Below are 22996 nucleotides of genomic sequence, written 5' to 3'. Positions count from 1 at the left end.
CCTGTCAAGGACACATTAAAAAAAAGAGACTAAGCTACGAGAAGATGATTCCTAAATTGAACAGGGGTCATCTTCTTTAAGTTCCATTGATAACGGTCATAATTATAGTAATTGATGTAGTGCTTTATTTTGGCCTTTAGTTCATTCAGTGTCTGGCAAGATCGATAATCGACTTCATCTTTGAGGTGCCCAAAGAACGATTCCTGAGGGGCATTGTCCCAACAGTTTCCCCGGCGAGACATGGATTGTCCCAATCCATATTTCTTCAATAATTTTTGATAACGAGGACTTGTGTAATGGCTTCCTTGATCGGAGTGGATAAACGCATCCTTGTCTAATTTTACTTTCTTGTTGTTCATTAACTTATGGATCGTCTGCGTGGCGATATCCAATGTAATTCGGTCTGAAACATGGTAAACGAGGATTTCGTTCGTCGAGGCATCTTTTATGGTCGACAAATAAGCCATCTGTCTTCCGGCATATGGCAAATAGGTGATATCTGTTAATAGTACTTTACCAGGAACTCCTTGTTTGAATTCTCGGTTCAACTTGTTTGGAACGACCTGGTGTTCCTTAGTGGCTTTGGCGATTTTCCTATAAGGATTTGACCTCCTGTGAGGACAGACAATCCCATATTTCCTCATGATTCGTTGAATCTTTTTTCGACTAAAGAGGACTCCATACTTATTTTCTAATACCATCTTAATGGAGCGAGACCCCTTCTTATACCCGCGTCGTTTGAACGCTTTTAAAATGAGCTCTTTCGCTTCTAAATCTAATTGTTCTCTTGCTTTACGGACCTCAAAAGCCTTTAAGTAACTGTAGTAACCCGAACGGGATACGCCTAAGAGGGCACAAAAGTATGCCGTCAATCGCTTGAATGAATGTTGTTCCAAGGTCTCATAAATCAGCTGATAGATTCTATTTGGAGCGAGGTTTTGACTTTCGTTTAACAGCCTCCTTTCGGTCATTTCTAGCTTTTTTAATAGCTCTATTTGTCCTTCCAACAGCTTAATTTGAGCTTCTTGGCGTTTAATCACTTCAGATGGTGAGAGTTCCCGTTTTAACGGCCTTCCAGATGCCGTTTTCCTTGAATCCGTGAGTCCAAGTAACCCATTGGTTTCATAGGCTTTCTTCCACCTATAGGCCGATTGTTCGATTCGCTTCATTCCAATGAGGTCGACATCAAAACCGCCCTCCATAAAAATTTGCCGGGGAAGCTTTCCCGTCATATACTCATCAATAAATCTATTTTTAAATGCATCTGTATAGGTGATGGATCGCTCGCTGACACGTTGTACATTTGGGTTTTTTTGAAGTAGTTTAATCTCTCTAGATGTAAATGTAATCTTACTCATGGTATCCCCTTGTATCTTATTTCATGACCTCTAGTATATAAGAAAACCTGTAGCTAGGACACTCTTTTTCAAGTGTCCTAACTACAGGTACCAGTTTAGTGATCCCGCCTTCTCTTTTTTTTTACAGATAGATGATTGGAGATTCGTCTATTTCAGCATAGTTTGAATTAAAACGGGGTCATGATCACTTGCACGTCCATGCTCTTCCATAAAAGTCGCATTAATATGGACAATATCAACTGCTGTTCGTAAAGAAAGGTTTTTTGAGACTAGAATGTGATCGAGCACTTGTAAATTCCCTTGGTATGCATACGTGTAACGGTCAACGGAAGGGATAAGGTCAATCATATTTGTCATTTCCTTGCCTTTAAGGGTTTTGAGTGTTTGGGTGAATTCAAAGTCATTCATATCCCCAAGGGCGATAATATTAGCATTTCGATCCTTTGATTGTATGTCCTTTATGAATTGGTTGACGATCGCTGCTATTTTGACACGCTGTTCTTCACTTGATAGGACGGCAGGCTGTGTCTTACCGAATAACGGTAAGTCTCCCCCTTTAGAATTGAAGTGATTGGCAATCACGACCACCTTATCCCCATTAAAGGAAAACTGTGCGGCCAGCGGTTTACGGCTGCTCTTAAATGCTGCGTTATTCGGCTCTATGCGTCCAGGATTCAAGGTGAGTTTTCCGTTCTCATAACCGACTGCTTCATTTGCTGTTCCTTTTGGCGCATCGACAAGGGATACACGCTCTGGATTATAGAGGAAACCAACACGGATATTGGCACCAGGAGCACCGCCGTCCTCGTTATTATTTGGAGCGATATCGGTATAGGCATAAGTTGGACCGCCAAGTTCCTTAATCTGATCAATCAGTACCTGGTAGCTCATGCTGGCATCTGTATTTCCGCTGTTTGTGGCACCGTCATTGTCCTGAATTTCTGTCAGTCCAATAATATCGGGCTGATTTAAGTTTTCTGCAATAGCCTTGGCCAGCTTTGTCGTTTTCTCCATACTTGTTTTCGGTGAGAAGTTCTCGACGTTATAGGAGGCAACGATTAACTTCTTCGCATGCTGCTTCAATTTCGTCTTTTCCTGCTTTAGTTTTCCTTCTTTTAAATCAGGCAGAGTTTCATGATCAGCGAAGATTCGGTAGTTGCTAAAACCATAGCTGACGACCCCGGTAATATCGCCAGTAAAGGAATCACCGGTTTTTGCCACGAAGCTGGAATCATCGATATCAATAATTAGCCGTTCTGGATTAAAGTCATCCTCCTTAATTCTCAGACCTTTAGCCAATGTGTTGACCGGCGTGTACTTGGAGACAACATATAATTCGCCATAATCCTGTGGAGCAATTACCTTCGGTTTTGCAACCTTGACGAGCATGCCCTCCAGGCTTTCATAATAATCAATACCGTCCTGCCTTGGATCAAACTTTGTGAATTGATCATTGTCAATGATTTTTGTCGGTTGTCCTTTAAGCGGGCTGATTTCAACCGGCTTTGGCAGGGCTTGTCCTGTAGCTGTGACAGTTATGGAAGTAGCGTTAATTTCGGTGACAGGAAGGTCTGTCTTTAATTTTTCAGAATATCCTTCCAACACCCATTCCTTCACCTGTCCGCTTACTTTTACCGTATCTCCGGCAGATAGGCCGTGATTTCGTTTATAAACAAGAATTCCTTCTGATGTGGCCGGGTCGTTATCAGGCTTTAGTGACTGGATATAGACATTACTGGCATCAGCTACATATGTGACAACTCCCTCTACATTAGCAACATATTGATTCTCATAGGGAGAGTAGTGGGCTGCTCCTTGGATGTCATGTATTTCTAAGCCGTTTAAGGCAATGTAGTACGTAAATGTTGCGATATCGCTATCCTTAAATCCATCAGCAATCACAACAGCTTTAATTGTTGTATCCTTCGTGATTTCGATAGGACCGGAATAGCGTGTACTATCTATAGTTGGCACAGTGCCATCTGTCGTATAATAAATCGCGCCGTTCTCCGTGTCTGATGTTAGCGTGATCGTTGTACCGGATGTGACGGCACCTGAAGGGACGGAGCTGACAGGTTCAGCCGCTTTTGGTGCAGGGTCTGATTCATCAACTAACGTAACTACCGTTGGGTTTTTTAAACCAGGTACGGTGAAATAGGCTTCAAGGGAACCTGTGACTTGAACCTTACTTCCAATTTTTGTCGGGTTTGTCTGCAGGCCGAATTCGGCACGGAAGCTTGCTGGCAGTTGAACAGGCAGCAGCTTAGATTTGTCCTTTTCATTTGGTGTATCAGCAAGGGCGAAATTGAAATCGTTTCCAAATGGCGCCTCGAAATCATAGCTGTTATTCCCGGTTGTATGAGCGACGATATACCCTTCAACGGTCGCAGAGCCAGAATTATTGGCAATCGCTTCAGCAACTGAAATAGGGGCTGCTGCATGAGAAACTGTGCTTGGAATTAGAATCGAAAAAAGGAAGAAAAAGAGTAAACTTGGCATGAAAAAACGTCTTTTGAAAAACGTCAGCATGTGACACGCTCCTTTATCATTTTTGTCAGTTCATCCATATACTACAAAATACTTAGAAGGCTAGATAGTGTGGGAAGTATCATCTTTTGACTGATAAATGGCAGTGATACAGGCAGAAAGAACTAGTTGTCTTGCCTGGTTTACATAGAGCATAAAGACCATGTTTATGAGTGCTTAGTGCAAAGGAATCGGAATAAGCCTCAAAAGTGCAGCTTATGGACCGTATTTGGCAAGATAGGGAACAAATCTTGCGGTTTATCGATAGAGGTATGACATTACACAAAAACTTCCTTATTATTGGTATAGAGGAAAATCATAGGGGATATTGGAAGGGTGTTTGAGGGGATGAGACTTATCTTAAATATTGATAGGGGATTTAAGGAAAAGAAAGTGATCATTGAGGCACCTCATTTAGATGAAGAGGTGCAAGGAGTCATTAACGCTGTGCAAGAAAGGGAACATCCATTCTTGGTAGGCAGGAAGGGGGAACGGCAGCATATCTTGCATGTTACAGATATTCATCTTTTTCATTCTGAGAAAGATCATGTGGAAGCTGTGACAAAGGAAGAATCTTTCATGATTCGTGAAAAACTGTATGAGCTTGAAGAGATGCTTCCAGCGAATCGCTTTATCCGTCTGTCAAAATCGGCTATCGCCAATTTATATGAGCTAAGCCATTTTGAGGCCTCCTTCAATGGAACTCTCTGTGTCCATTTTAAATCTGGTAGGAAAGAATATGTGTCGAGGACTTATGTTCCAGCAATTAAAGGAGCATTGCGAATGAATAGGAGGAAAACAAAATGAAGACGTTTATTTACCGCAGCTTAATAGGTGTTTTTTTTGGAGGATTCCTTCATGTTTTAATAATCAGTTTAGGAATTCTTCTCTCCCAGGCAGAGACCATCAATGCGGATTTATTTTTGAAGAATGCACTTGGAGTCATCATTTGTGCCTGGTTTTTTACAGTCAGTCCGATGTATTTTGAGATAAAAAAATGGAGTCTGCTTCAGCAAACGCTCCTGCACTTTATGACTGTCAGCACTCTTTTTTTCCTTCTTGCTTTCACAATTGGCTGGATTCCGATCTCTATGCCAATTATATTGAAGCAAATGGTGATATTTATCGCAATCTACCTGATTAGTTGGACAATTTTCTTTCTCTATTTCAAATATCAAGAAAAGGTACTGAATGAGCATTTAAAGCGATTGTAATACCCTAATTCCTATGAATAGTCAAAAAAAGACAAAAAACATACCGGAATTTTTCATACGGTGTATAATGAGGAGTGTGTCAGCTTGTTTGGCCAATTATTCAGTGGATTGAAATAGGAGGCAAGTACATGACGATTATGACAGAAACAATAATGGAGCTCATTTCAGTAGAGCAATGGGAAGAGGCCTATCCAATCATCACGCAATTGCGTACGAATCTAGATAAGCATTCCTATTTTGAATTAATGGATGAGATGAGAAAGGATGGCTATCGCTTATTCGCTTTTTATCGAGGTGAAGAGATGGCTGCAGTCATTGGCATAAGCGTACGTGTGAATTTCTATAATAAGCGTCATGTGATGGTGCATGATTTGGTAACAAACGAAGAGGAACGCTCCCAGGGCATTGGAGAGAAGCTTCTCGCTTTTATCCATGATTGGGCGAGAGAAAATGGTGCGAAGTATGTTGCACTTGAATCAGCCCTGCCACGAACAGATGCCCACCGGTTTTATGAAGAGAAGCTAGATTATGATAAATGGAGTTATTCCTTCAGGAAAGAATTGTAAATATCCTATGTAGACAATCGGCCCCATTTCGCCGATTGTTTTTTTATGTCCGGCCTGTCAAAAGGACTGCTTCCATATCATGGTCAAAGTCAGATTGGCACTGCTATTAGAAGGATTTGCAGGGAGAATGCGGACGACAATTGCCCCTGGTGAGAAGGTAACCTCAGGCCGGTGGGTAAGAGGGAGGCTGTTAATCAGTGCGATGACTTGATTCCTTTGTCCTCGCTGGGCAGCCTCCATTAATTGGCGGGCAAAGGTCGGATTGCTCTCGACTTGATTGGTGATGGTATAAAGATCACTAATCATTTCCTTAGATAAATTGGCGGAATTCACAAATACCTGTGTATTAATAGGCGGATATTGCTGTCTTTGCTCAAGATTCATGCTCATGTGACTCCTTTACTTGATTTGTCCTGTTTGGAACCATCGATTTATTCCGTTCATTCATATACCTATGCTGCGGGGCTCTTTTGGGTGATAATCATGAGCAATCCGTTGTTGGGAAGGAGAGGGATAGCTGAAGCATCCGGTCAATGATACATTTCGGACGTGTATGAGAGAAGAGAGACTATCTAGATGAAAAACAATGATGGTAAGGCGTTGATATACTCGTCTGAATTAACAGGCTGAAAAAAGTGATCATCGGTAACAATTATTTATTTCATAAAACGAATACAAAAAGCCACCTTTCACTGGGCACTCAAATTAAACTGGATGTATCTTTAAAAGTAGAGGCGGGTAGCGAGCTTGAGGCAATGATGAAGAACCAGCAGCAAGTGAATGTAATAACGATTGGGAGAAGCGTTATTAACTCTTATCATAAATGGTGGGAAAGTGTTAGCTCCAAATGTACACATGATAAGCAACCAAGGCTTTGAAGTAATCGAGGACTAATCTCATCATGAATAAAACTACATACAGTTGTGATTGCTCAGGGTTTTCATTTACAGCCATTGTAGTAGAGGGATGTAAATTGCCGCAGATAATGGTTGAAATACCGCGAAGGCTTGATGAGGTACAGGATAACAATTTATCCTTCTCGCAAATAAGAAACCTCCATTTCGAAACGGATTGCTCTAAAAATTGAGCAAGTATTGAGAGAACAAATAAAGGACTCCATCTTTAATTAGGTGGAGTATCCCAATACTGGGAGGATAGTAAAGTCAGAAGAAAAGGATATCTTGGAGTGTAGGGGAGTATGCATGTGTAATAATAATGATTTAATAAATAGCTCCAAATGAAATGGATTACTCATCATATATATATCTTATATAACCCATCTGTAAATGACCCATATTACACTTCCCTCTACAAACACGGTAAGCAAGAAAACTAAAAAGGCAAAAACAATACTGACACCTTTATTGATTCCTACAACATCATACAGAAATGAGTAAGTAAACTTAGGAAATAGAAACGGTGCCGTAAAAGGTAATGCTAATATCATAATAAACGACCCTGTAGCCATGATGATAAAAGGAACCATTACAACAACAACGATGCCTATAACAACTATAATGAAAATCATTCCTGCAGTATCCATTTCATCACCTTCTTGTTGCGTAAAATTATCTGATTATATTTTATAAATACCCCCAAAAAAAAGACCAATCGGATGATTGATCAAAATTGAGAAAAGATTGTATATAAGAAAACTATTACTATCAAAAACAATGCAGTAAGCCATATGAATCCATTTTTACTTTGGCCTACTTGATACCTATTAAACTCTTCTTCGCTTATCTCATCATGTGTTACACTGTTTCCTGTTTTAGTCTCTCTAATAATCTTTCCATCTTTGATGTAATGTTTTACTTTTGCCAATTGTGACTCCCCTTTTATGTATGAATTACTGTGAAAATTATTCTACCATATGCAACACCGGGATAAGGCGTTTTGTAATATTTTTTAACAAAAATGACCAACTGCTTGATTAAACAGTAATAATTGTTACTTTTAAGCTCAATACAAACTGATAACAGATGATGTAGAAAATTATGTGTAAGGTCTTTTATTAGACAAAACAAAAAAGACAAAGTACTCTCCAAGTTATCACCACAATAACCCTTGAGAGGAGCGCTTTGTCATGAATGGTCATAACACAAATACTTGAGATTTATCGAATGTTGTACAATCCCTCATGAATGACCTCTTTAAAGAGAAAATTGAATTAATCTTAGAGGAAGAGATCAAAAACGTCTTAATGAGCGAGAACCAGTGGGAATAGGAATTCACGTAATGGCTACTACAAGCGTTCAATGGATACCATGTATGGCCGGCCAGAAGACCTTTCGGTTCCCCTGACCGTAAAGGTGATTACCAAACTACACTGCTTGAACCTTATTAACATCTGATGGTCGCTGTGGATGAATTGGTTGTACAGCTCTACCAAAACGGGGGTTAGTGTGCGTCAAGTAGGTAAAATCATGAAGAACTTATTAGGAGACCAATATTCAGCTGGGACCATCTCTAAGATCACCTCAGCTGTCATGGGAGATGTGGAGAAATGGCAAAAGAGACCGTTGAATACTCAATACTGTGCGATTTACCTAGATGCTCTCTTCGTCAAATTGAGCAGAGACGTAGTCGACAAGGAAGCTATTTATATTGCCATGGGCATCACTCCTCATGGGAATCGAGAGATTTTGGGTTTTTACGTAGGTGGAAGGGAAACTTCGAATGGGTGGAGAAGGATTCTAATGAATTTTTATGGTCGTGGGGACAGGGAAGAGCTTCTTGGCATATTTGATGGATTGACGGGTCTGGAAGAAGCCTTTCGGGAGGCATTTCCAAGGGCTGATGTCCAACGATGCGTTGTTCATAAAGTTCGCCAGACCCTAAATGTCGCCAGAAAGAAAGACCAATCCGCCCTTAGCGAGGATTTAAAGCGCATTTATAGAGCATCTTCTTTTGATGAAGCAGAAAAGGCCCTGTAAGAGAAGTTAAGAAGAAATGGTCAAAGACCTACAAAAAGGAGTTAGAGTCCTGGGAGAATGATTTACCTGTCCCAACGGCATTTATGAATTACAGTTCCTACATCAGGCCCAATCTCTATACAACCAATTTAATTGAACGTTTAAACAAAGAAATCCGGAAACGATTAAAGATGATGAACAGCCTCCCGAACATTGAGGCAGCTGAGAAAATCGTCTATTTGACGGGACCAAATACAAAGACTCATGGGTAACGAGAAAATTAAGCGGGTTTGTTTGGCCAGAGGATTCATTGAACGGAATTTCAAAGAGAAATACCTGTTGAGGGATATGTATAAGGATGAAACATTGGGTATAGGGAGGGTCGATGGGAGAATACATATTAGAGGTGTGAGAAATGGAGACAAACATCAAACAGAAAAAAGTGACTCGGCAGCAGAAAATTGTACTTAAAGGTAATGTAGTGTTTAAGAATGATCCCAACTTTGACCTCATGGCTCAAGCATACATACTTCCATCACAAAACTAAGCACTACTTAGATAGTAAACGTGTTGATAAAAAGAAACCACCTTAACAAATGGAATATTCCATTTGTTTGTAGGTGGTTTTTGCACTATTTTGATCCATCTTAAAACGTATTCGCTTCATATGTTTTTCGGCTGATTTTCTCAATCACCTGATGGAGATCATCCGGCTTATGGAACTCAATAGGGGAGAAGCCTTTCTCAAACAGAATGGTGTCAGCCTCAATGACCAGGACATAGCGGTTATTGATTTTCGCTAAATGGATGGTCTCTCCGAAATCAGCGAGGAGGCCCTTGATACTTGTGCTGTCGAGCTTCATCTTCAGCTCAACTTCCGGTTCCCGCTCAACTAATTGGGCTGCTGCTTCGACGACCTGCTCTGTTGACAGCTTTTCTTGCAGCTCCCGCTTCGGGCTCTCAGCCCAAATCTCAATGGCCTCCTCGAACTGGCGTCTTTCCTCGCTTTCAGGTTCATATACCTCTCCAATATGCTCTTGTACCATTTCCATTACATGATTCTTCATGATTTCCTGCTTGGACTCCCCATATTCGACGAATTTCAAAAAGTCCTCAAAGTAACGGGCATGGGAGGATTGGTGGATTTTCAGCTCGTTTTCCTCAATCATTCCTTCCTCAGGCATATGCGGATAGAGGATGGATTTCATATTCTTGGTCGTAATGGCCATTTCAACATTGCGAATCAATGTTTTCTCATCAGAGATGGAGGCAACCTTCGGCTCGAAATCACATTTCATGATGAAGAGGAAACGATGCTCAAAGAATTTCCGAGGCACTGCTGATGCTAGGAGGAAGACGCCTCCTCGCACAGCGCTCGTGTCCAAATAAGAATGAACAAACTCCTCACTGCAGCTTTGGAACTCCTCTTTGCTTTCGGCATAGCGGGTTCGGTTAAAGGCGTTATAATTCGGGTTTGAATCGAGCGCATGGCCTGGCTCGATAATAAAATGCCCAAGCTTGGTCGGAACTTGTTCGGAATTCGGGTGGCGCTCCACCTTTCTTTTGACGATTTTCTTAAATTCCCCGTCAAGGAAATCTTTCAGAGCGCTTTCTTCGTATTCAGCTGTGTCAAGTGTTTGATAAAGCTTGGCTGTCGGCTGCTCTTTATTTTCAGTTTCAATTACGAAAAAGGATAAAAAACGTATCTCAAATTCCATCATTCACACCTAATTTCTTGTTTAGTCAGCCTTCTCAGTATCCCAAAAGCTCAAGATTTCGTCAATTTCCTTTATCGTACCCAAGAGCCTATAAACAGAATCCAAGAGGGGATGACAGTCTTTGTGTTTTGATGAAACATTTACCAAGCCTTTTCGCTCTAAAGCTGGGGTATAGGGTGTTAGAGGTGTATGAACTGTTTAGGAGGTGGAGGACATGGAAAGATGGGCTTACTTTTTCGTCCTGTTGGTGGGAATCCTTGTGTCTATCCTCTTGATTAGCTTGATGGTGGTCGGAATAGCCTCCTGCATCAAGTGGAACCGTGACAGGAAACAGCAGCAGCATGCCATCCTTCGTAATTTTCCTTTCTTGGCTAGGGCACGCTACGTATCTGAACAGGTCAGTCCGCAATTGAAGCAATACTTCTTTGAGGGGGATTTGACAGGGAAACCATATTCTCATCACGATTATGTAGCAATCGTCAAGACGGCGAAATATGCGAAATCTGTTGTCGCGTTAGGGAGCAAACGGGATTTTGACAAGCCTGGATTCTATATTCGTAATGCGTTTTTTCCAAGGCTTTTGAAGGATATGGGGGCAGATCAAACACCGCTCATCCATTCAAAGAAATACATAATTGATGAGGAGACCCTTCTATCAAGGAAGGAGCATATGGTAGAAACCGATTTGAAGCCTTGGCTTTATGAGGATGAAGATGCTGTTATCATTGGGGCTGATACTTGCCGCAAGCCGTTTCATTTGAAGAGTCCTGTAGGGATGAGCGCAATGAGCTATGGAGGACTAGGCAAGAATGCCATCAAGGCTCTGTCATTTGGCGTTCACGATGCACGAGCGTTTATGAATACCGGCGAAGGTGGAATCTCTCCCTACCATCTGGAGGGAGGAGCAGATTTAATCTGTCAAATAGGTCCTGGTAAATTTGGCTTTAGGGATAAGGAAGGAAATTTCTCTTGGGATGAGCTCTTGGAGAAATCCAAGCTGGATCAGGTAAAGGCATTTGAATTGAAATTAGGCCAGGGGGCAAAAATACGCGGGGGCCATATTGAGGGAGTCAAAGTTACTCCGGAGATTGCGAAGATACGAAATGTCGAGCCCTATAAGACGATTGATTCCCCAAATTGCTTTGAGGAGTTTGACAGCTTTGACTCTATGCTGGATTTCATAGAAAGAGTCAGGGAGGTTTCCGGTAAACCGGTTGGAATCAAAATGGTTATCGGTGCAGAAGAAACGTTTGAAGAATTTGCATCTTATATGAAAAAGAGTGGGCGTTATCCTGATTTCTTATCCATTGACGGTGCTGAGGGAGGTTCAGGAGCAACCTATAAGGCTATGTCCGATTCAGTCGGACTTCCGATTGTCCCATCTATTATGATTGCCAATCGTCTATTGAAGCAATACGGAATCAGGAACAAGATGAAGATAATCGCCAGCGGTAAGCTCTTCTCTGCTGACCGGATTGCATTGGTTCTATCTCTCGGCGCTGATGCCGTGCAGGTGGCCCGCGGATTGATGATTGCCGTAGGATGCATTCTCGCTGAAAAATGTCATACAAATCAGTGTCCAGTAGGTGTGGCTACGACAGATCCTAAGCTGCAAAAAGCCCTTGTCGTTGATGAAAAAAGGTATCGGGTAACCAATTATCTTGTTGGTCTTCGGGAGGAATTATTCATGCTGGCCGCCTCTGCTCATTTGAAGAGCCCGCGTTATTTCGGTGAAGAGGACATCGTGTTTGTAGATGAGCACTATCAGGTGAAGAATCTGAAGGACATCCAATCTGAACCAGGATGGGAAGAGCTTGTAACAAAATAAAAATAAGCGGGAAGGAATGGCTGGCATTCTTCCCGCTTATGATAAATGATAGGTTTGCTCACCAGTATTAGGAGGCTTCGATGGAGGTATCTTTTTTATTAAGTGCTCTGTTCATATGAAGTAAACGCTTTTTGATTTCATTGGCATAAATGATATCATTGTCCTTGATAGCAAGGCTTAATAAATCGAGCAGATCATCCAGCGTCAAGCTTTCTGTATTCTGTTCGTCAATTTCCCCTTCTTCGAACTCGTTAACAATCTGTTTTTCTGAATCCTTTCGTTTCTCTTCTTCTTGATAATGGGAAACGAAAATTTCAACAAGCATAGCATCCGTGATTTTCTCCCCGGTTGTCTCTGGCAGCATATCCAATATTTCTAATTCCTCAACAATCATATCAAAGCATTTGTCTGAAAGGGTGTATTCGGCCTTTCCTCCAAATAATTTTTCAAATACAGTCAGTAATACGGGAGTCGTTAAGGAAGTCAGTAGTTTTTCATATACTGTGTTGGTTTGTCTAACTTCTGCCAGAATAATCTCTTTCGTCTTGCTCCGCATAAAAATCCCCCTTGTATTTAAAGTCATGATTGAAATCATTTTCTAGGATAATAGTAGCATGAAAAAAAGAAGAATGATAATTTCGTGAACTGAGAAACGAGAAATGTCACAATATAGTAAGTAAATTCCTTTTGTGGCAGATATCAACCTGTAATTCATTGAGAGGTCTGTATGAAAATGGCAAACCATATTGTTATTCTGAAATAACATAAAGGGCTGTTTACCTGTTATCCTATTGGTTTGCAAAGGGCACTGAGACGATTTTTAATATCATTCATATATTCCTCATCTCCTTCTTCCTTCGCAAATAGGAGCAAATCCAGCAAATCATCTACCGTAAGCATCAAGGTATTCTGGTCATGTGAATCATCGCTAATCAAGCTGGAATCAGAGGAAAGATGCCTGCCGATGACATTGTAATAGAGATGGACCAAGGTAGAGCTTGAATACGGCACAGCCATTTCGGGAAGGGGATGGTCTGTTTTCTCCAGCTCGTTTTTCAGTGCCAGATAGGTATTCTCTGATAGAAGATGAGTGCCTGATGGTCCAAATAAATTGTAAAACATTTTTACAACGATTGGCGCGCTTAATGTTTGCACTAATTTAGGAGATACTTGGCCTGTGTTCATTATTTCATCTGTTATCAAAAGGTATGTATTCTTCTTCATCAATCTTCTATCCTCCTTTATGGAATCTATCATAAGCTATTTTTTGGAGAATTTAAACAATTGCGTCTTGGGTTTCTTGATGGAACGTTTAATCGTCATGATGATCAGGATTGGAACTAAGGATTCAAAAGGACCCCCTTACCGGTTTGATAGTCTGCTTCCCGCACCTCTAGTGGAACCATGTTTCCGCCTGTAGACCAGATGATAAGGACAGCTGTTTCTGGCAGGTCATATTCCTTTGAAGATAATAATGGTCCGTAAAATCCAGTCAGTGCAGACGGTTCGGCATATATGCCTTCTGTATCCATCAGCTCTGCAAGGTAACGGTAAATACGGGTGTCTGATACTGTAAAGGAAGCGTTTAAGCAATTAATCATATATTGGCTGGATAATTCAGATGGCCTCCCGACCGCTAGACCATCAGCTGCAGTCCGGTTTGTAAGGCCAAAATCATGAACAGATACTGAGCTATAAAGCTTTGTGGCCATCCCAAGCAGAAAGCAGGGAGACTCAACAGGTTCAGCAAAGGTCAGATGGACGTGTTTCCCGAATTCCTGCCTTAATCCATAGGCAATCCCGCCTGGTGCCCCTCCAACTCCGCATGGAAGATAGACAAAAAGGGGATGTTTCTCATCAATTTGTACACCTAGATCCTTCAATTGATTTTTGAGCCGGCGGGCTGCTGTTGCATACCCAAAGAAAAGGTCGGCAGATTTCTCATCATCAATGAAATGACAGAGGGGGGATTTCTCAGCTTCCATTCTCCCTTGTTTGACGGCTTCCCCGTAATCTGATCCATGTTCAACGACATTTACCCCACGTTTTCTGAGTAAATCCTTTTTCCATTGTTTTGCATCAGAGGACATGTGGACATTGACCTGGAAACCGAGTGTGCGGCCTATTAAGCCAATACTCAAACCAAGATTTCCGGTAGAGCCAACGATAATCGTATAGCGGGAATAGAAGGACCGGAAAATAGATGAATCGATCTTGCGGTAATCATCTGTTATCTTTAGGAGCCCTTGCTGTACAGCCAACTGTTCTGCGAGTTTCAACACCTCATAAATCCCGCCTCTAGCCTTCACCGAACCTGATATGGCGAGAGCATGGTCGCATTTGAGAAAAAGCTTGCCTGCAATGGCTTGGTTATGGAGCTGTTCGAGACGGTCTTGCATATGTTGTACCCTTACTAAGGGTGACTCAATCAAACCTGATTGTGCTTTTGTCTCCGGGAATTTATGGGCAAGATAGGGGGCAAAGCGATTTAAGCGTTCTTCAGCCTCATCGATTTTCGAACAATCTAAATGAAGAGGTGGATTAGGATGGTTCACCCAGTAACATTCTTTTCTTTCCGAAATATCCTGCAAGATAGGCAGTTCCTTCAGCCATTCATCCTTCGTTTTGCCATGAATTTTTTTCATCAATCAAACCATCTCCTTATGTGCGCATTTCAATAACATTACTTTCATTAAACATGATAATGCCTATTTTTTGAAATAGTCTGTCACATCATTTGGTTAATATGATATAATTATGATATCACTTTGATATATAGGAGATGGTGTGATGGCCGAGAAAAAGGCATTCAAAATCAATGGATACTTAGGTATCCTCATTGGAGCGATATTAGTTGGAATGGGGATTTACCTGTTTATCATGTCTGGTGGAGCAGGGCTGGGACTTGTTATTCCTGTTATCCTCGTCATTCTAGCTGCCTTGATTTTTTCTGGAGTAACCATTGTCCAGCCAAATGAGGCAAAGGTACTGACACTGTTTGGTACGTATGTCGGTGTTATTCGGGAGCAAGGCCTTTGGGTAGCGCTGCCGCTAACGATGAAATCAAGCGTATCATTACGGGTGATTAACTTTAACAGCGACAAGCTTAAGGTCAATGATTTAGAAGGAAATCCAATTGAAATTGCGGCTGTTGTCGTTTATAAGGTACAAGATAGCGCAAAGGCCACCTTTGATGTAAAGGATTATAAAGAATTTGTTCAGATTCAAAGTGAAACGGGCATTCGTCATATCGCAAGCCAGTATGCTTATGATCATTTTGGCCATGAATCGGAAATGTCCTTACGGAAGAACAGTGATGAGATTGCTGTTTTCTTATCAGAGGATTTACAAAAACGTTTGTCTGTAGCGGGGGTAGAAGTTCTTGAGGCCCGTATTATGCATCTAGCCTATTCTTCGGAAATCGCTTCAGCCATGCTGCAAAGACAGCAGGCACAAGCAGTCCTATCTGCACGGAAGGTTATCGTGGACGGGGCAGTCGGGTTAGTCCAAAGCACGATCCATCAGTTGGCGGACTCTGGGGTTGTCGAACTGGATGAGGATCGGAAGGCACAAATGGTCAACAACTTAATGGTGGCGATTGTGTCTGATAAGGGATCGCAGCCGATTATTAATACAGGCAGCATCCATTAAGGAACTGGTTTAAATGACAAAAAGAAAAGCTTATCCGCTTAGGATTGACCCCAAGCTTTATGACGCATTAGAAAAATGGGCAGAAGACGAATTGCGAAGCGTAAATGCACAAATCGAAATCATACTAAAGGATGCGGTTAAGAAAGCTGGAAGGCTGAAAAATGAAGATCATAAGCAATAGAGTGGATAGGAGGCTTCTGCGCTAAGGAGGCCTCCTTTTTGTTCCGGTTCATCAAAGTGGGAAATAGGGAGAAAAATGATATTGATTAATGATGACTTCCATAGTACATTCTTATATAGCTGATTATGAATGAAACATTTCATTTCTTCATTAAGTGGAGAGAAATATTGATCAGTAATCCGTAAAATAAATGGCATGAAAGTCAACGATATGATAGTATAATGGTAATTGTTGGATAATTCCGAATGGTTCGAAAAGAGTGTTTCATTCAATGAGAAGAGGTCATTCCATGATGGGGTTTGTTCGTGAGGTCTTTTATGCTGTATGCATCGGTATTCTTTCGGTGGGAGCGATAGGGTTTATCCTATATGCCTTTATGTTTATCGAGGAGCTAATCTTTTAAGATAACCGAGCAAAACATGATGTAATGGATATGCTCCTGCCGGATGCAGGACAAAAAAGATGCAGGCTCAAAATGCCTGCATCTTTTTTGAATTATGGGAAGTTAGGAAGAGGGTCCAGTATGCTAGGGAGAGGCTTTTTTGTTCGGTACATCAATTCAGAGATGGTGACACTTTTGTACCCGTTATCCTTCAATAGTTTTAAGATAGGCTCCATTGCCTTAACCGTCTCTGAAGAACGATTCCTGTTCCAATCATGCAGAATAATGATATCACCAGGGCTTAACCCCTTCTGAACATGATCGACGATTTTAGCTGCCTTTGGATTTCTCCAATCAAGTGCATCTTGGTCCCATGACCATAAAATCACATCAAAGCCTTTTTTGAGAGCGGTTTCGATAATCGTATCATTATAAACCCCCTCAACAGGCCGATAAAGGGTCGGTTTCCTGCCGATGATTTTTTCAATTGCTTTATCCGTCTTATCAAGCTCCATCGATAATTGAAGGGAACTCATGCGCCTGCTTGAGAAGTGGTGAAAGGTATGATTGCCGATTTCATGTCCTTCATCTGCTTCTCTTTTTAATACCTTTGGATATAACAAAGCGTTTTTACCTGTAACAAAGAATGTGGCTTTTGCATCGTACTTTGCAAGCAAATCAAGGATTTGCGGTGTGAAAACCTCATGAGGCCCATCATCAAATGTGATGGCTACTAATTTTTCCTTTGTATTCGTCTCCCATATGACACGCCCTGTCTTCTCATATTCCTCCCTGGGTTTTATTGATGCATATACCCGTGGTTCCTGAATGAGAATGAAGAAGAGTACGAACCATAATAGAAGAAGTTTCTTGCCCATCTACATAACATCCCTTCATCTATGCAAGTAAGGATTAGTATATGGAATTTAGGAAGAAATATTTAAGGGGTTAATTAACATAAAAATAAATGGGAGATACATCCATATACCCTACTCACGGACTTGTCTTTGTGTGAAAATATGGATATAAACAAGAGGCAGGTGGGAGAAGGATATGTCGAGAAGCAAGAAATCGCTGTTTGTGATATGGATGGTTGTCCTCTTAGGTATATTACCGCTGGCGCAGTACACCGAACATCAAGAAGCCCATGCAGGTCCCCAATCAGAACTTGGGACAAAAATATCGAAAGTATTAAGTCATGAGGATCTAAAAGGAGCTGTGACAGGAATCAGCGTGAGGGAGGCTAAGACAGGGAAGATTATTTACCAAAAGAACGGGGATACCAGATTGCGGCCTGCTTCAAGTCTTAAGCTTGTGACGAGCGCGGCAGCCTTAAAGCTTCTTGGAGGAAATTATCGTTTTAAGACAGAAGTTTATACGGACAAAAAAGCAGTTAATGGGGTTCTGACGGGTAATTTATATTTAAAGGGGTATGGCGACCCTACTCTTACGACAGCTGATTTAGACAAACTAAGCAAGCAGCTGAAGAAAAAAGGTATACGCAAGGTGAAGGGGAATCTAGTTGCTGATGACAGCTGGTACGACAGCACGAGACTTTCTCTTGACTTGCCTTGGAGCGATGAACAGGAATATTATGGAGCACAAATATCAGGATTGACCGTATCCCCAGACAATGATTATGATGCTGGAACGGTCATCATTCAGGTCGCACCAGCAGCCAAAGAAGGGAAAGCGCCGAGCATAAAGGTATTGCCAAAAACAAGCCATATCAAGCTATCTAATAAGGCTAAGACAGGGAAGGCTGACAGCAAGAAAACGATCAAAGTAACGCGTAAGCATGGAACAAACCAATTATCTATAACGGGCAGTATTCCGAAGAACAGCTCTGCCTCTAAATATTGGATAGCCGTTGAAAATCCAACAGGTTATACCTTAGAGCTATTTAAGCGTTCCCTTGCGAAAGAAGGCATCAAGACTGCTGGTAAAATGACTGCAGGGAAGGTACGTACAGGTGCAGTAAAGCTCGCATCAGACCAATCAGCTCCTTTAAAAGAAGTCGTGAAACCATATTTAAAACTAAGCAATAACACGATTTCCGAAGTCCTCGTGAAGGAATTAGGCCGCGTAAAGGGCAAGGGAGGAAGCTGGGAGCACGGGCTCTCTGTTATTGAAAAACAGTACAATTCCCTTGGAATTAACCATAATAATATCCTCATGAGGGATGGGTCTGGTGTGTCGCATGTGAACCTCATCACGCCAAATACACTGAGCAATGTCCTCTATAAAGCTCAGTCTGCTTCTTGGTATAAAATTTATCTTAATTCCTTGCCTGTTGCTGGAAACAGTGACCGTTCTGTCGGAGGAACGCTGCGTAATCGAATGAAAGGAACACCTGCTGAAGGCAAGGTCATGGCAAAGACCGGTTCCATTTCTACCGTAAGCTCGCTTTCAGGGTATGTGAAAGGCAATGCAGGGAATAAATATACCTTCTCCATTATCATCAATAATGCGATAGAAGAGGATCATCTGAAAACCATTGAGGATCAGATTGCTGTCATTCTCGCAAGCGAGTGAGGTTCTTTCATGGGCTGCTTCTAGAGCAGTCCTTTTTCTATGGGCAGATATCGTTAAGGAGGCTTTAGCTCTTGGTCATTTTACCGTGGAGGAAAGGTAAAGAGAAAAGAATATAAAATAACACCTTTTCGATAAAATGAAGGGGCCAACAAACACCCTACCGAAAGGACGTTTTTTAATATCTACCCATCATCCCGCATCTCCATCGAAGAGGAAACACTGCAAAGAAGGTCGCATGTGATATGGAGGAATTGGAACGGGAAGACAATAGCCAAGTGCGAAAAGAGGAAAGAAGAGCCCTCCGTAAAGTGGAGGACGAAAGCGTGTTCGGTCATTCCAGCGTTTTTTCCTCTGAAATCTCCTGAAATCCCAAATGGAATTCGGGATTGACGCCATAGACCATAACTTCCTGAAAGTAGCCCAGCTACTTTCAGGAAAGTTCTTTCATAAATCAAAAAACAGGTGGCGAAACCAATTTAGTTTCGCCGCCTGTTTCATTTATTAGGGACTTATGAGGCAGCCGCTTTCATTTATGATTAACCTGGTTCGTAAGCCTTAGGAATACAAAGCAATATAGATACGTAATGAAAAAATGATGGCTAATAGAATGATAAATTTAAGAACGGCATACTTTGAAAAGGATTCGATGAACAGGATAGCCAAGACGGCATACAAACAACTGGCTACCACAAAGACCCATTCTGAAAATCCAACCATTAACTGAAGTATAGCGATCATTAATATCACTAAGAAGTGCAACCCATCGAATCTGTCTGTCTCTCTGCGCACCTGAAAATCACTCCCTTCCTTACCATCCTATTCACGACACCCAGGATTGGAGCATCTCCCAATAAGGGAATTTTGTATAATGGAAATTATTGTTTTGTGCAGATGAAAAGGGAATATGATTGGCGCAACGATGATTTAGACGGATGAAATGAACCCAGCAGGAGGAGACAAAATGAAAATGAATCGATTTATCATCACCATGTTTTTGGTACTCGTCGTCATAACATTTACCTTTCCGCCTTCTGATGAGGCGGAAACGGTTCCGAATCTGGAGCAAATGATTGACGCCCGGCAAAAGTATTTCGGAGGATTGATTGGAAAAGGGTGAATCATTTGGTTTGTTGGGCAATGCGGGATTCCATCCAATGGACATTGGCGGCTATGATTATGGGTTGTTGAGCGAATTCATGAAGTGTATAAGCCGTTCGACGAAATGTCTCTCTGCGGCCAATATACAGGCACATACAATCAAAGGAAGGCGGCATAGGAGGAGAAACATATGAAGGGGTGTATGCAGATAAGATTTTGATGCTTTAAGTCTAGAGAGAGAATGGCGGCTTACATCGCTTTTTTTCATCTGAATGGAACCCCATGTTTATTCACGGATGGACATCTAAATCTATTTTAGTGTATTTTTATTATATGAAAATAACATATAGGTGGGTATTAGATTGGCGAAGTGGTAAATAAGAATAGGAGCAATAATCAAAAGCCTATCTATTATCAAAGCAAAATACAAAAATAGAAGGAGGGTAAAAGATGGATGATTTGTTTATAGTACTATTCTTACTATCTATTGTAGCTTTGATTGTGGGTTTAATAAAACCAAGCCTCGTATTGAAATGGCTGCCTGAGAACAAAAGGAAAAGAAAGTCTGCACTTTTGATTTTTGGTGCCGCAGCCATATTGTTTTTCGTCTTGATTGGTGTAACTGCACCTCCGGTAGAGGAAAATACGAATAGTGACTCACAGGCAGAGCAACAGCAAGAAGAAGCCAAAGAGAAGGAAGAAGCTAAAGCGAAAGCCGATGAAGAAGCGAAGGCCAAAGAAGAGGCAAAGGCTCAGGCAGAGGCGGAAGCTAAAGCTCAGGCAGAAGCTAAGGCTAAGGAAGAGAAAGCAAAGAAAGAGGCTGAAGAAAAAGCCAAAGCCAAAGAAAAGGCAGAGGCTAAAGAGAAGGAAGAAGCAGCAAAGAAAAATACAGAAGCACAGTTCGCTGGATACAAACAAATTGAAGTGGATGGCGGTGATACGTCCGGATACCGTCAAGCTAACGTTGTTGTTGATATTGGCTTTGGGGACCGTAAATATTGGGCATTCACTAATGAATACGGGCAACTAGTGCGTGTCATTGCTGACAAAATTATTCTGCAAGACGACAGCAGCGAACCTGTCAATTCGTCTGGAAGATACTACTCTGATGAGGCAAAAGTACCCGGTGTGGAAAGTGATCGTTATGATGAAGGACATATCATAGCTGATTCTCTCGGAGGGGTATCGAATGCGTATAATATTACCCCGCAAGAAAGTACATTGAACAGGCATGGGGACCAAGCTTATATGGAAAAAGTGATTCGTGATGCAGGTGGTGCGACAAATTTTGAAGCAATTATTACTTATCCGAATACAAAAACACAGATTCCTTCAAGCTACCAGTATACGTATACCGTAAAGGGTAACAAGGTCGTGGATAAATTTGACAATGTTAACCCGGATAAAGTAAACGAATCAAGTGGTTTAACAGAAAACAAATCTTCTGGTTCAACTAGTTCAAATAAAAATTCAACTGGTTCAAACAAAACCGGTGATCTTTCTAGTGTCGATAAGAATGGCAATGGTGAGGTGACGATTCAAGAAGCAAAAGATGCAGGTTACAGCATGCCTATTACGAAAGACCACTGGTTGTATCCTTATATGAGGGATAACGATGGTGACGGGCTGGTAGGTGAGTAGACACCTAGAACCCAATAAATCAAATAGTAAACAAGAAAGCTTGGGGTCTCTTCCCAAGCTTTCTTGTTTATTTTAGGGAAAGTTCTGTTTGCGCCTCATAAATAAACCTGTAGTTGGGAGGGCTCATCATTCATTCTTCTAATTTCCCTTTAATCTGTTTCCGCTTATGCCAGATTGTATCCCGATGATAACCCATGATATTACTGACTTCTTTATAGGTGTATTTCGTATCCTTGTATAGGGAAAGAAGGGGGCGTTCAAATGTGGTGAGTTGGCCAAATGGATTGGTAGCAGTGTTTGATTTGGTCCCCATACAACCAGAAACACCTACGGAAGACTTCTGTATGAAAAGCACCTTAAATGAGTACAGCAGCTTTATCTGGAAAGTCAATATACGGATTCCGGTTTCCTTGAAGATGATGAATGCACCAATTTCGATGCTTTTCATAAAGGGTAACGGGATTTTCTTCGTGCCATTTAATCAGCATGGGGATATCAATGGCTTTCCGCCGGTCTTGAGGCAAGATATCCGGATACCTGGTTAAGAAATATAAATTTGCCCTCGCAACGGCCCCTTTTCCATTTTGCGGCTCAAAGCGTTCTTCCCCATCGCGTTTCCCGCAATCATTGCGGATGATTTCCTTAGAAGCGCTTGGATAATCGTCAAAATCATAATAAGGGATATTGCTTCTGAAAGAATTACAGGTTGTTTCACAGGTGAATAAGTGGTTTAAATCACCGACCATTGGGCTTGCTTTATCAAACCAGGATTGTGGGATGATATGTTCAACATTTAAAGCCAGGGCAGTTAGAACTGATTCAAGAAGGTCCTCTTGGGAACCGTTCAAATTTTGTAAGGAAGGATACTTGCTGATTTCCTCGCGAACGGCCGCTTCATATACCAAGTCATATGAAAGCAAGGTGCCGGCTTCCATGCTCTTGCCTGAGTAAATACTTCTTGCCTTCCCATCTTCATGAAGATCGACTAAGGAATGAAGCAACTTCTTGCTCCGTGAATAGGGGAGCGGATTTGCGTGTGTAGTGGAGATTAAGTTTGTAAGACTGTTCAGCAGCCCTTCTTTGGGGGCATCCAATGAAAGGTCCTGGTAGTAGGCTGCTTTTAGCTGATTATCTGAAGTTTCATCATAATACTGATTTAGAATTTCTTTCAAGGGGTCCTCTATCGATTGAACAGCGTTTAATTCCGCATACATATTAGGTAACAGTTTCATTAGCTCGTCACCAAAAATGGATTCATCAGGGATTCTGTGCTGCTGAAAATGGGATGAGGCCTCTTGAAGCTCTTGTTCTTTGGCACGGACTGCTTGGAGGATGATATTAATGGCTTGCTGTTCAAGCTTCATACTCTATCAACCCTTTCCT

Annotated in this window: 23 protein-coding genes and 1 pseudogene; 11 read left to right on the top strand and 13 right to left on the bottom strand. The window is 41.6% G+C overall.

All coding sequences use genetic code 11. From position 1 onward, the window contains the following. Positions 1–29 precede the first annotated feature (29 nt). Positions 30–1358: an IS3 family transposase gene (locus AC622_RS12205; protein ID WP_049669728.1), complete on the bottom strand. Its 1329-nt coding sequence runs from the start codon at positions 1356–1358 to the stop codon at positions 30–32. A 147-nt stretch (positions 1359–1505) separates the two neighbouring features. Then, entirely contained in the window at positions 1506–3887 is a 2382-nt protein-coding gene (locus tag AC622_RS12200) for a DUF6359 domain-containing protein (RefSeq protein ID WP_049671304.1), read from the bottom strand. 345 nt (positions 3888–4232) lie between these two features. Between AC622_RS12200 and AC622_RS12195 the strand changes: the two genes are divergently transcribed. From AC622_RS12195 to AC622_RS12185, 3 genes are all read left to right on the top strand, one after another. Further along, a complete protein-coding gene (locus tag AC622_RS12195) occupies positions 4233–4691 on the top strand; it encodes a LytTR family DNA-binding domain-containing protein (RefSeq protein ID WP_049672941.1) in 459 nt (152 codons plus the stop codon). Next, positions 4688–5098, top strand: a complete 411-nt coding sequence (locus AC622_RS12190; RefSeq protein ID WP_049671303.1) for a DUF3021 domain-containing protein — start codon at positions 4688–4690, stop codon at positions 5096–5098. Before AC622_RS12195 ends, AC622_RS12190 begins: the two co-directional genes overlap by 4 nt. A gap of 128 nt (positions 5099–5226) precedes the next feature. Beyond that, on the top strand, positions 5227–5664 hold the full coding sequence (locus AC622_RS12185; RefSeq protein WP_082197132.1) for a GNAT family N-acetyltransferase: 438 nt from the start codon (positions 5227–5229) through the stop codon (positions 5662–5664). Between the two features lie 57 nt (positions 5665–5721). Here the strand turns inward: AC622_RS12185 and AC622_RS12180 are convergent, their stop codons facing one another. The 3 genes from AC622_RS12180 to AC622_RS12165 form a co-directional block, all read right to left on the bottom strand. Continuing rightward, the gene (locus tag AC622_RS12180) at positions 5722–6048 is read right to left on the bottom strand and encodes a hypothetical protein (protein ID WP_049671302.1); all 327 of its coding nucleotides are present in this window, start codon (positions 6046–6048) and stop codon (positions 5722–5724) included. An 883-nt stretch (positions 6049–6931) separates the two neighbouring features. Next, positions 6932–7207, bottom strand: a complete 276-nt coding sequence (locus AC622_RS12170) for a hypothetical protein (protein ID WP_049671300.1) — start codon at positions 7205–7207, stop codon at positions 6932–6934. A gap of 80 nt (positions 7208–7287) precedes the next feature. After that, positions 7288–7488, bottom strand: coding sequence for a hypothetical protein (locus AC622_RS12165; RefSeq protein ID WP_049671299.1), 201 nt, complete (start codon positions 7486–7488; stop codon positions 7288–7290). A gap of 316 nt (positions 7489–7804) precedes the next feature. On the opposite strand from AC622_RS12165, the pseudogene AC622_RS21690 reads away from it, so the two are divergent. Then, a pseudogene (locus AC622_RS21690) lies at positions 7805–8922 on the top strand (IS256 family transposase). A 304-nt stretch (positions 8923–9226) separates the two neighbouring features. On the opposite strand, the gene AC622_RS12155 reads toward AC622_RS21690, so the two are convergent. After that, complete coding sequence (locus tag AC622_RS12155; protein ID WP_049671298.1) at positions 9227–10297, bottom strand: DUF3900 domain-containing protein; 1071 nt, start codon at positions 10295–10297, stop codon at positions 9227–9229. 214 nt (positions 10298–10511) lie between these two features. On the opposite strand from AC622_RS12155, the gene AC622_RS12150 reads away from it, so the two are divergent. Continuing rightward, entirely contained in the window at positions 10512–12125 is a 1614-nt protein-coding gene (locus AC622_RS12150) for an FMN-binding glutamate synthase family protein (RefSeq protein ID WP_049671297.1), read from the top strand. Between the two features lie 67 nt (positions 12126–12192). Here the strand turns inward: AC622_RS12150 and AC622_RS12145 are convergent, their stop codons facing one another. The 3 genes from AC622_RS12145 to AC622_RS12135 all read right to left on the bottom strand — a co-directional run bounded on the left by AC622_RS12145 (position 12193) and on the right by AC622_RS12135 (position 14770). Further along, positions 12193–12681: a hypothetical protein gene (locus tag AC622_RS12145; protein WP_049671296.1), complete on the bottom strand. Its 489-nt coding sequence runs from the start codon at positions 12679–12681 to the stop codon at positions 12193–12195. Between the two features lie 227 nt (positions 12682–12908). Next, positions 12909–13349 (bottom strand): hypothetical protein, encoded by a 441-nt coding sequence (locus AC622_RS12140; RefSeq protein WP_156185625.1) that lies wholly within the window; start codon positions 13347–13349, stop codon positions 12909–12911. Between the two features lie 116 nt (positions 13350–13465). Continuing rightward, on the bottom strand, positions 13466–14770 hold the full coding sequence (locus AC622_RS12135; protein WP_049672939.1) for a D-serine ammonia-lyase: 1305 nt from the start codon (positions 14768–14770) through the stop codon (positions 13466–13468). 145 nt (positions 14771–14915) lie between these two features. On the opposite strand from AC622_RS12135, the gene AC622_RS12130 reads away from it, so the two are divergent. Both AC622_RS12130 and AC622_RS21045 read left to right on the top strand, forming a co-directional pair. Next, the gene (locus AC622_RS12130) at positions 14916–15776 is read left to right on the top strand and encodes an SPFH domain-containing protein (RefSeq protein WP_049671294.1); all 861 of its coding nucleotides are present in this window, start codon (positions 14916–14918) and stop codon (positions 15774–15776) included. A gap of 13 nt (positions 15777–15789) precedes the next feature. After that, positions 15790–15957, top strand: coding sequence for an Arc family DNA-binding protein (locus AC622_RS21045; RefSeq protein WP_156185624.1), 168 nt, complete (start codon positions 15790–15792; stop codon positions 15955–15957). Between the two features lie 495 nt (positions 15958–16452). Here AC622_RS21045 and AC622_RS12125 read toward each other — a convergent pair whose 3' ends face one another. After that, on the bottom strand, positions 16453–17217 hold the full coding sequence (locus tag AC622_RS12125; RefSeq protein ID WP_049671293.1) for a polysaccharide deacetylase family protein: 765 nt from the start codon (positions 17215–17217) through the stop codon (positions 16453–16455). 175 nt (positions 17218–17392) lie between these two features. Here AC622_RS12125 and dacB point away from each other — a divergent pair, with 175 nt between their 5' ends. Further along, complete coding sequence (dacB, locus tag AC622_RS12120) at positions 17393–18874, top strand: D-alanyl-D-alanine carboxypeptidase/D-alanyl-D-alanine endopeptidase (protein ID WP_049671292.1); 1482 nt, start codon at positions 17393–17395, stop codon at positions 18872–18874. 555 nt (positions 18875–19429) lie between these two features. On the opposite strand, the gene AC622_RS12115 is transcribed toward dacB, so the two are convergent. Next, positions 19430–19663 carry a hypothetical protein gene (locus tag AC622_RS12115; RefSeq protein WP_049671291.1) on the bottom strand — a complete coding sequence of 78 codons (234 nt, stop codon included), beginning with the start codon at positions 19661–19663 and terminating at the stop codon, positions 19430–19432. A gap of 172 nt (positions 19664–19835) precedes the next feature. Between AC622_RS12115 and AC622_RS21040 the strand changes: the two genes are divergently transcribed. The 3 genes from AC622_RS21040 to AC622_RS12110 all read left to right on the top strand — a co-directional run bounded on the left by AC622_RS21040 (position 19836) and on the right by AC622_RS12110 (position 21613). After that, complete coding sequence (locus AC622_RS21040; RefSeq protein ID WP_156185623.1) at positions 19836–19991, top strand: hypothetical protein; 156 nt, start codon at positions 19836–19838, stop codon at positions 19989–19991. Continuing rightward, complete coding sequence (locus tag AC622_RS21420; protein ID WP_231589524.1) at positions 19978–20166, top strand: hypothetical protein; 189 nt, start codon at positions 19978–19980, stop codon at positions 20164–20166. The genes AC622_RS21040 and AC622_RS21420 overlap by 14 nt, the downstream gene beginning before the upstream one ends. A gap of 256 nt (positions 20167–20422) precedes the next feature. Further along, entirely contained in the window at positions 20423–21613 is a 1191-nt protein-coding gene (locus AC622_RS12110) for a DNA/RNA non-specific endonuclease (RefSeq protein WP_049671290.1), read from the top strand. A 130-nt stretch (positions 21614–21743) separates the two neighbouring features. Here the strand turns inward: AC622_RS12110 and AC622_RS12105 are convergent, their stop codons facing one another. Both AC622_RS12105 and AC622_RS12100 read right to left on the bottom strand, forming a co-directional pair. Continuing rightward, entirely contained in the window at positions 21744–21926 is a 183-nt protein-coding gene (locus tag AC622_RS12105) for a hypothetical protein (protein WP_049671289.1), read from the bottom strand. A gap of 43 nt (positions 21927–21969) precedes the next feature. Further along, positions 21970–22977 carry an endonuclease I family protein gene (locus AC622_RS12100; RefSeq protein ID WP_082197131.1) on the bottom strand — a complete coding sequence of 336 codons (1008 nt, stop codon included), beginning with the start codon at positions 22975–22977 and terminating at the stop codon, positions 21970–21972. Positions 22978–22996 lie beyond the last annotated feature (19 nt).

Source organism: Bacillus sp. FJAT-27916 (genome assembly GCF_001183965.1).
Taxonomy (GTDB): Bacteria; Bacillota; Bacilli; order Bacillales; family Pradoshiaceae; genus Pradoshia.
Note: the sequence above shows the minus strand (reverse complement) of the source record. Positions and strands in the feature narration are given on the sequence as shown.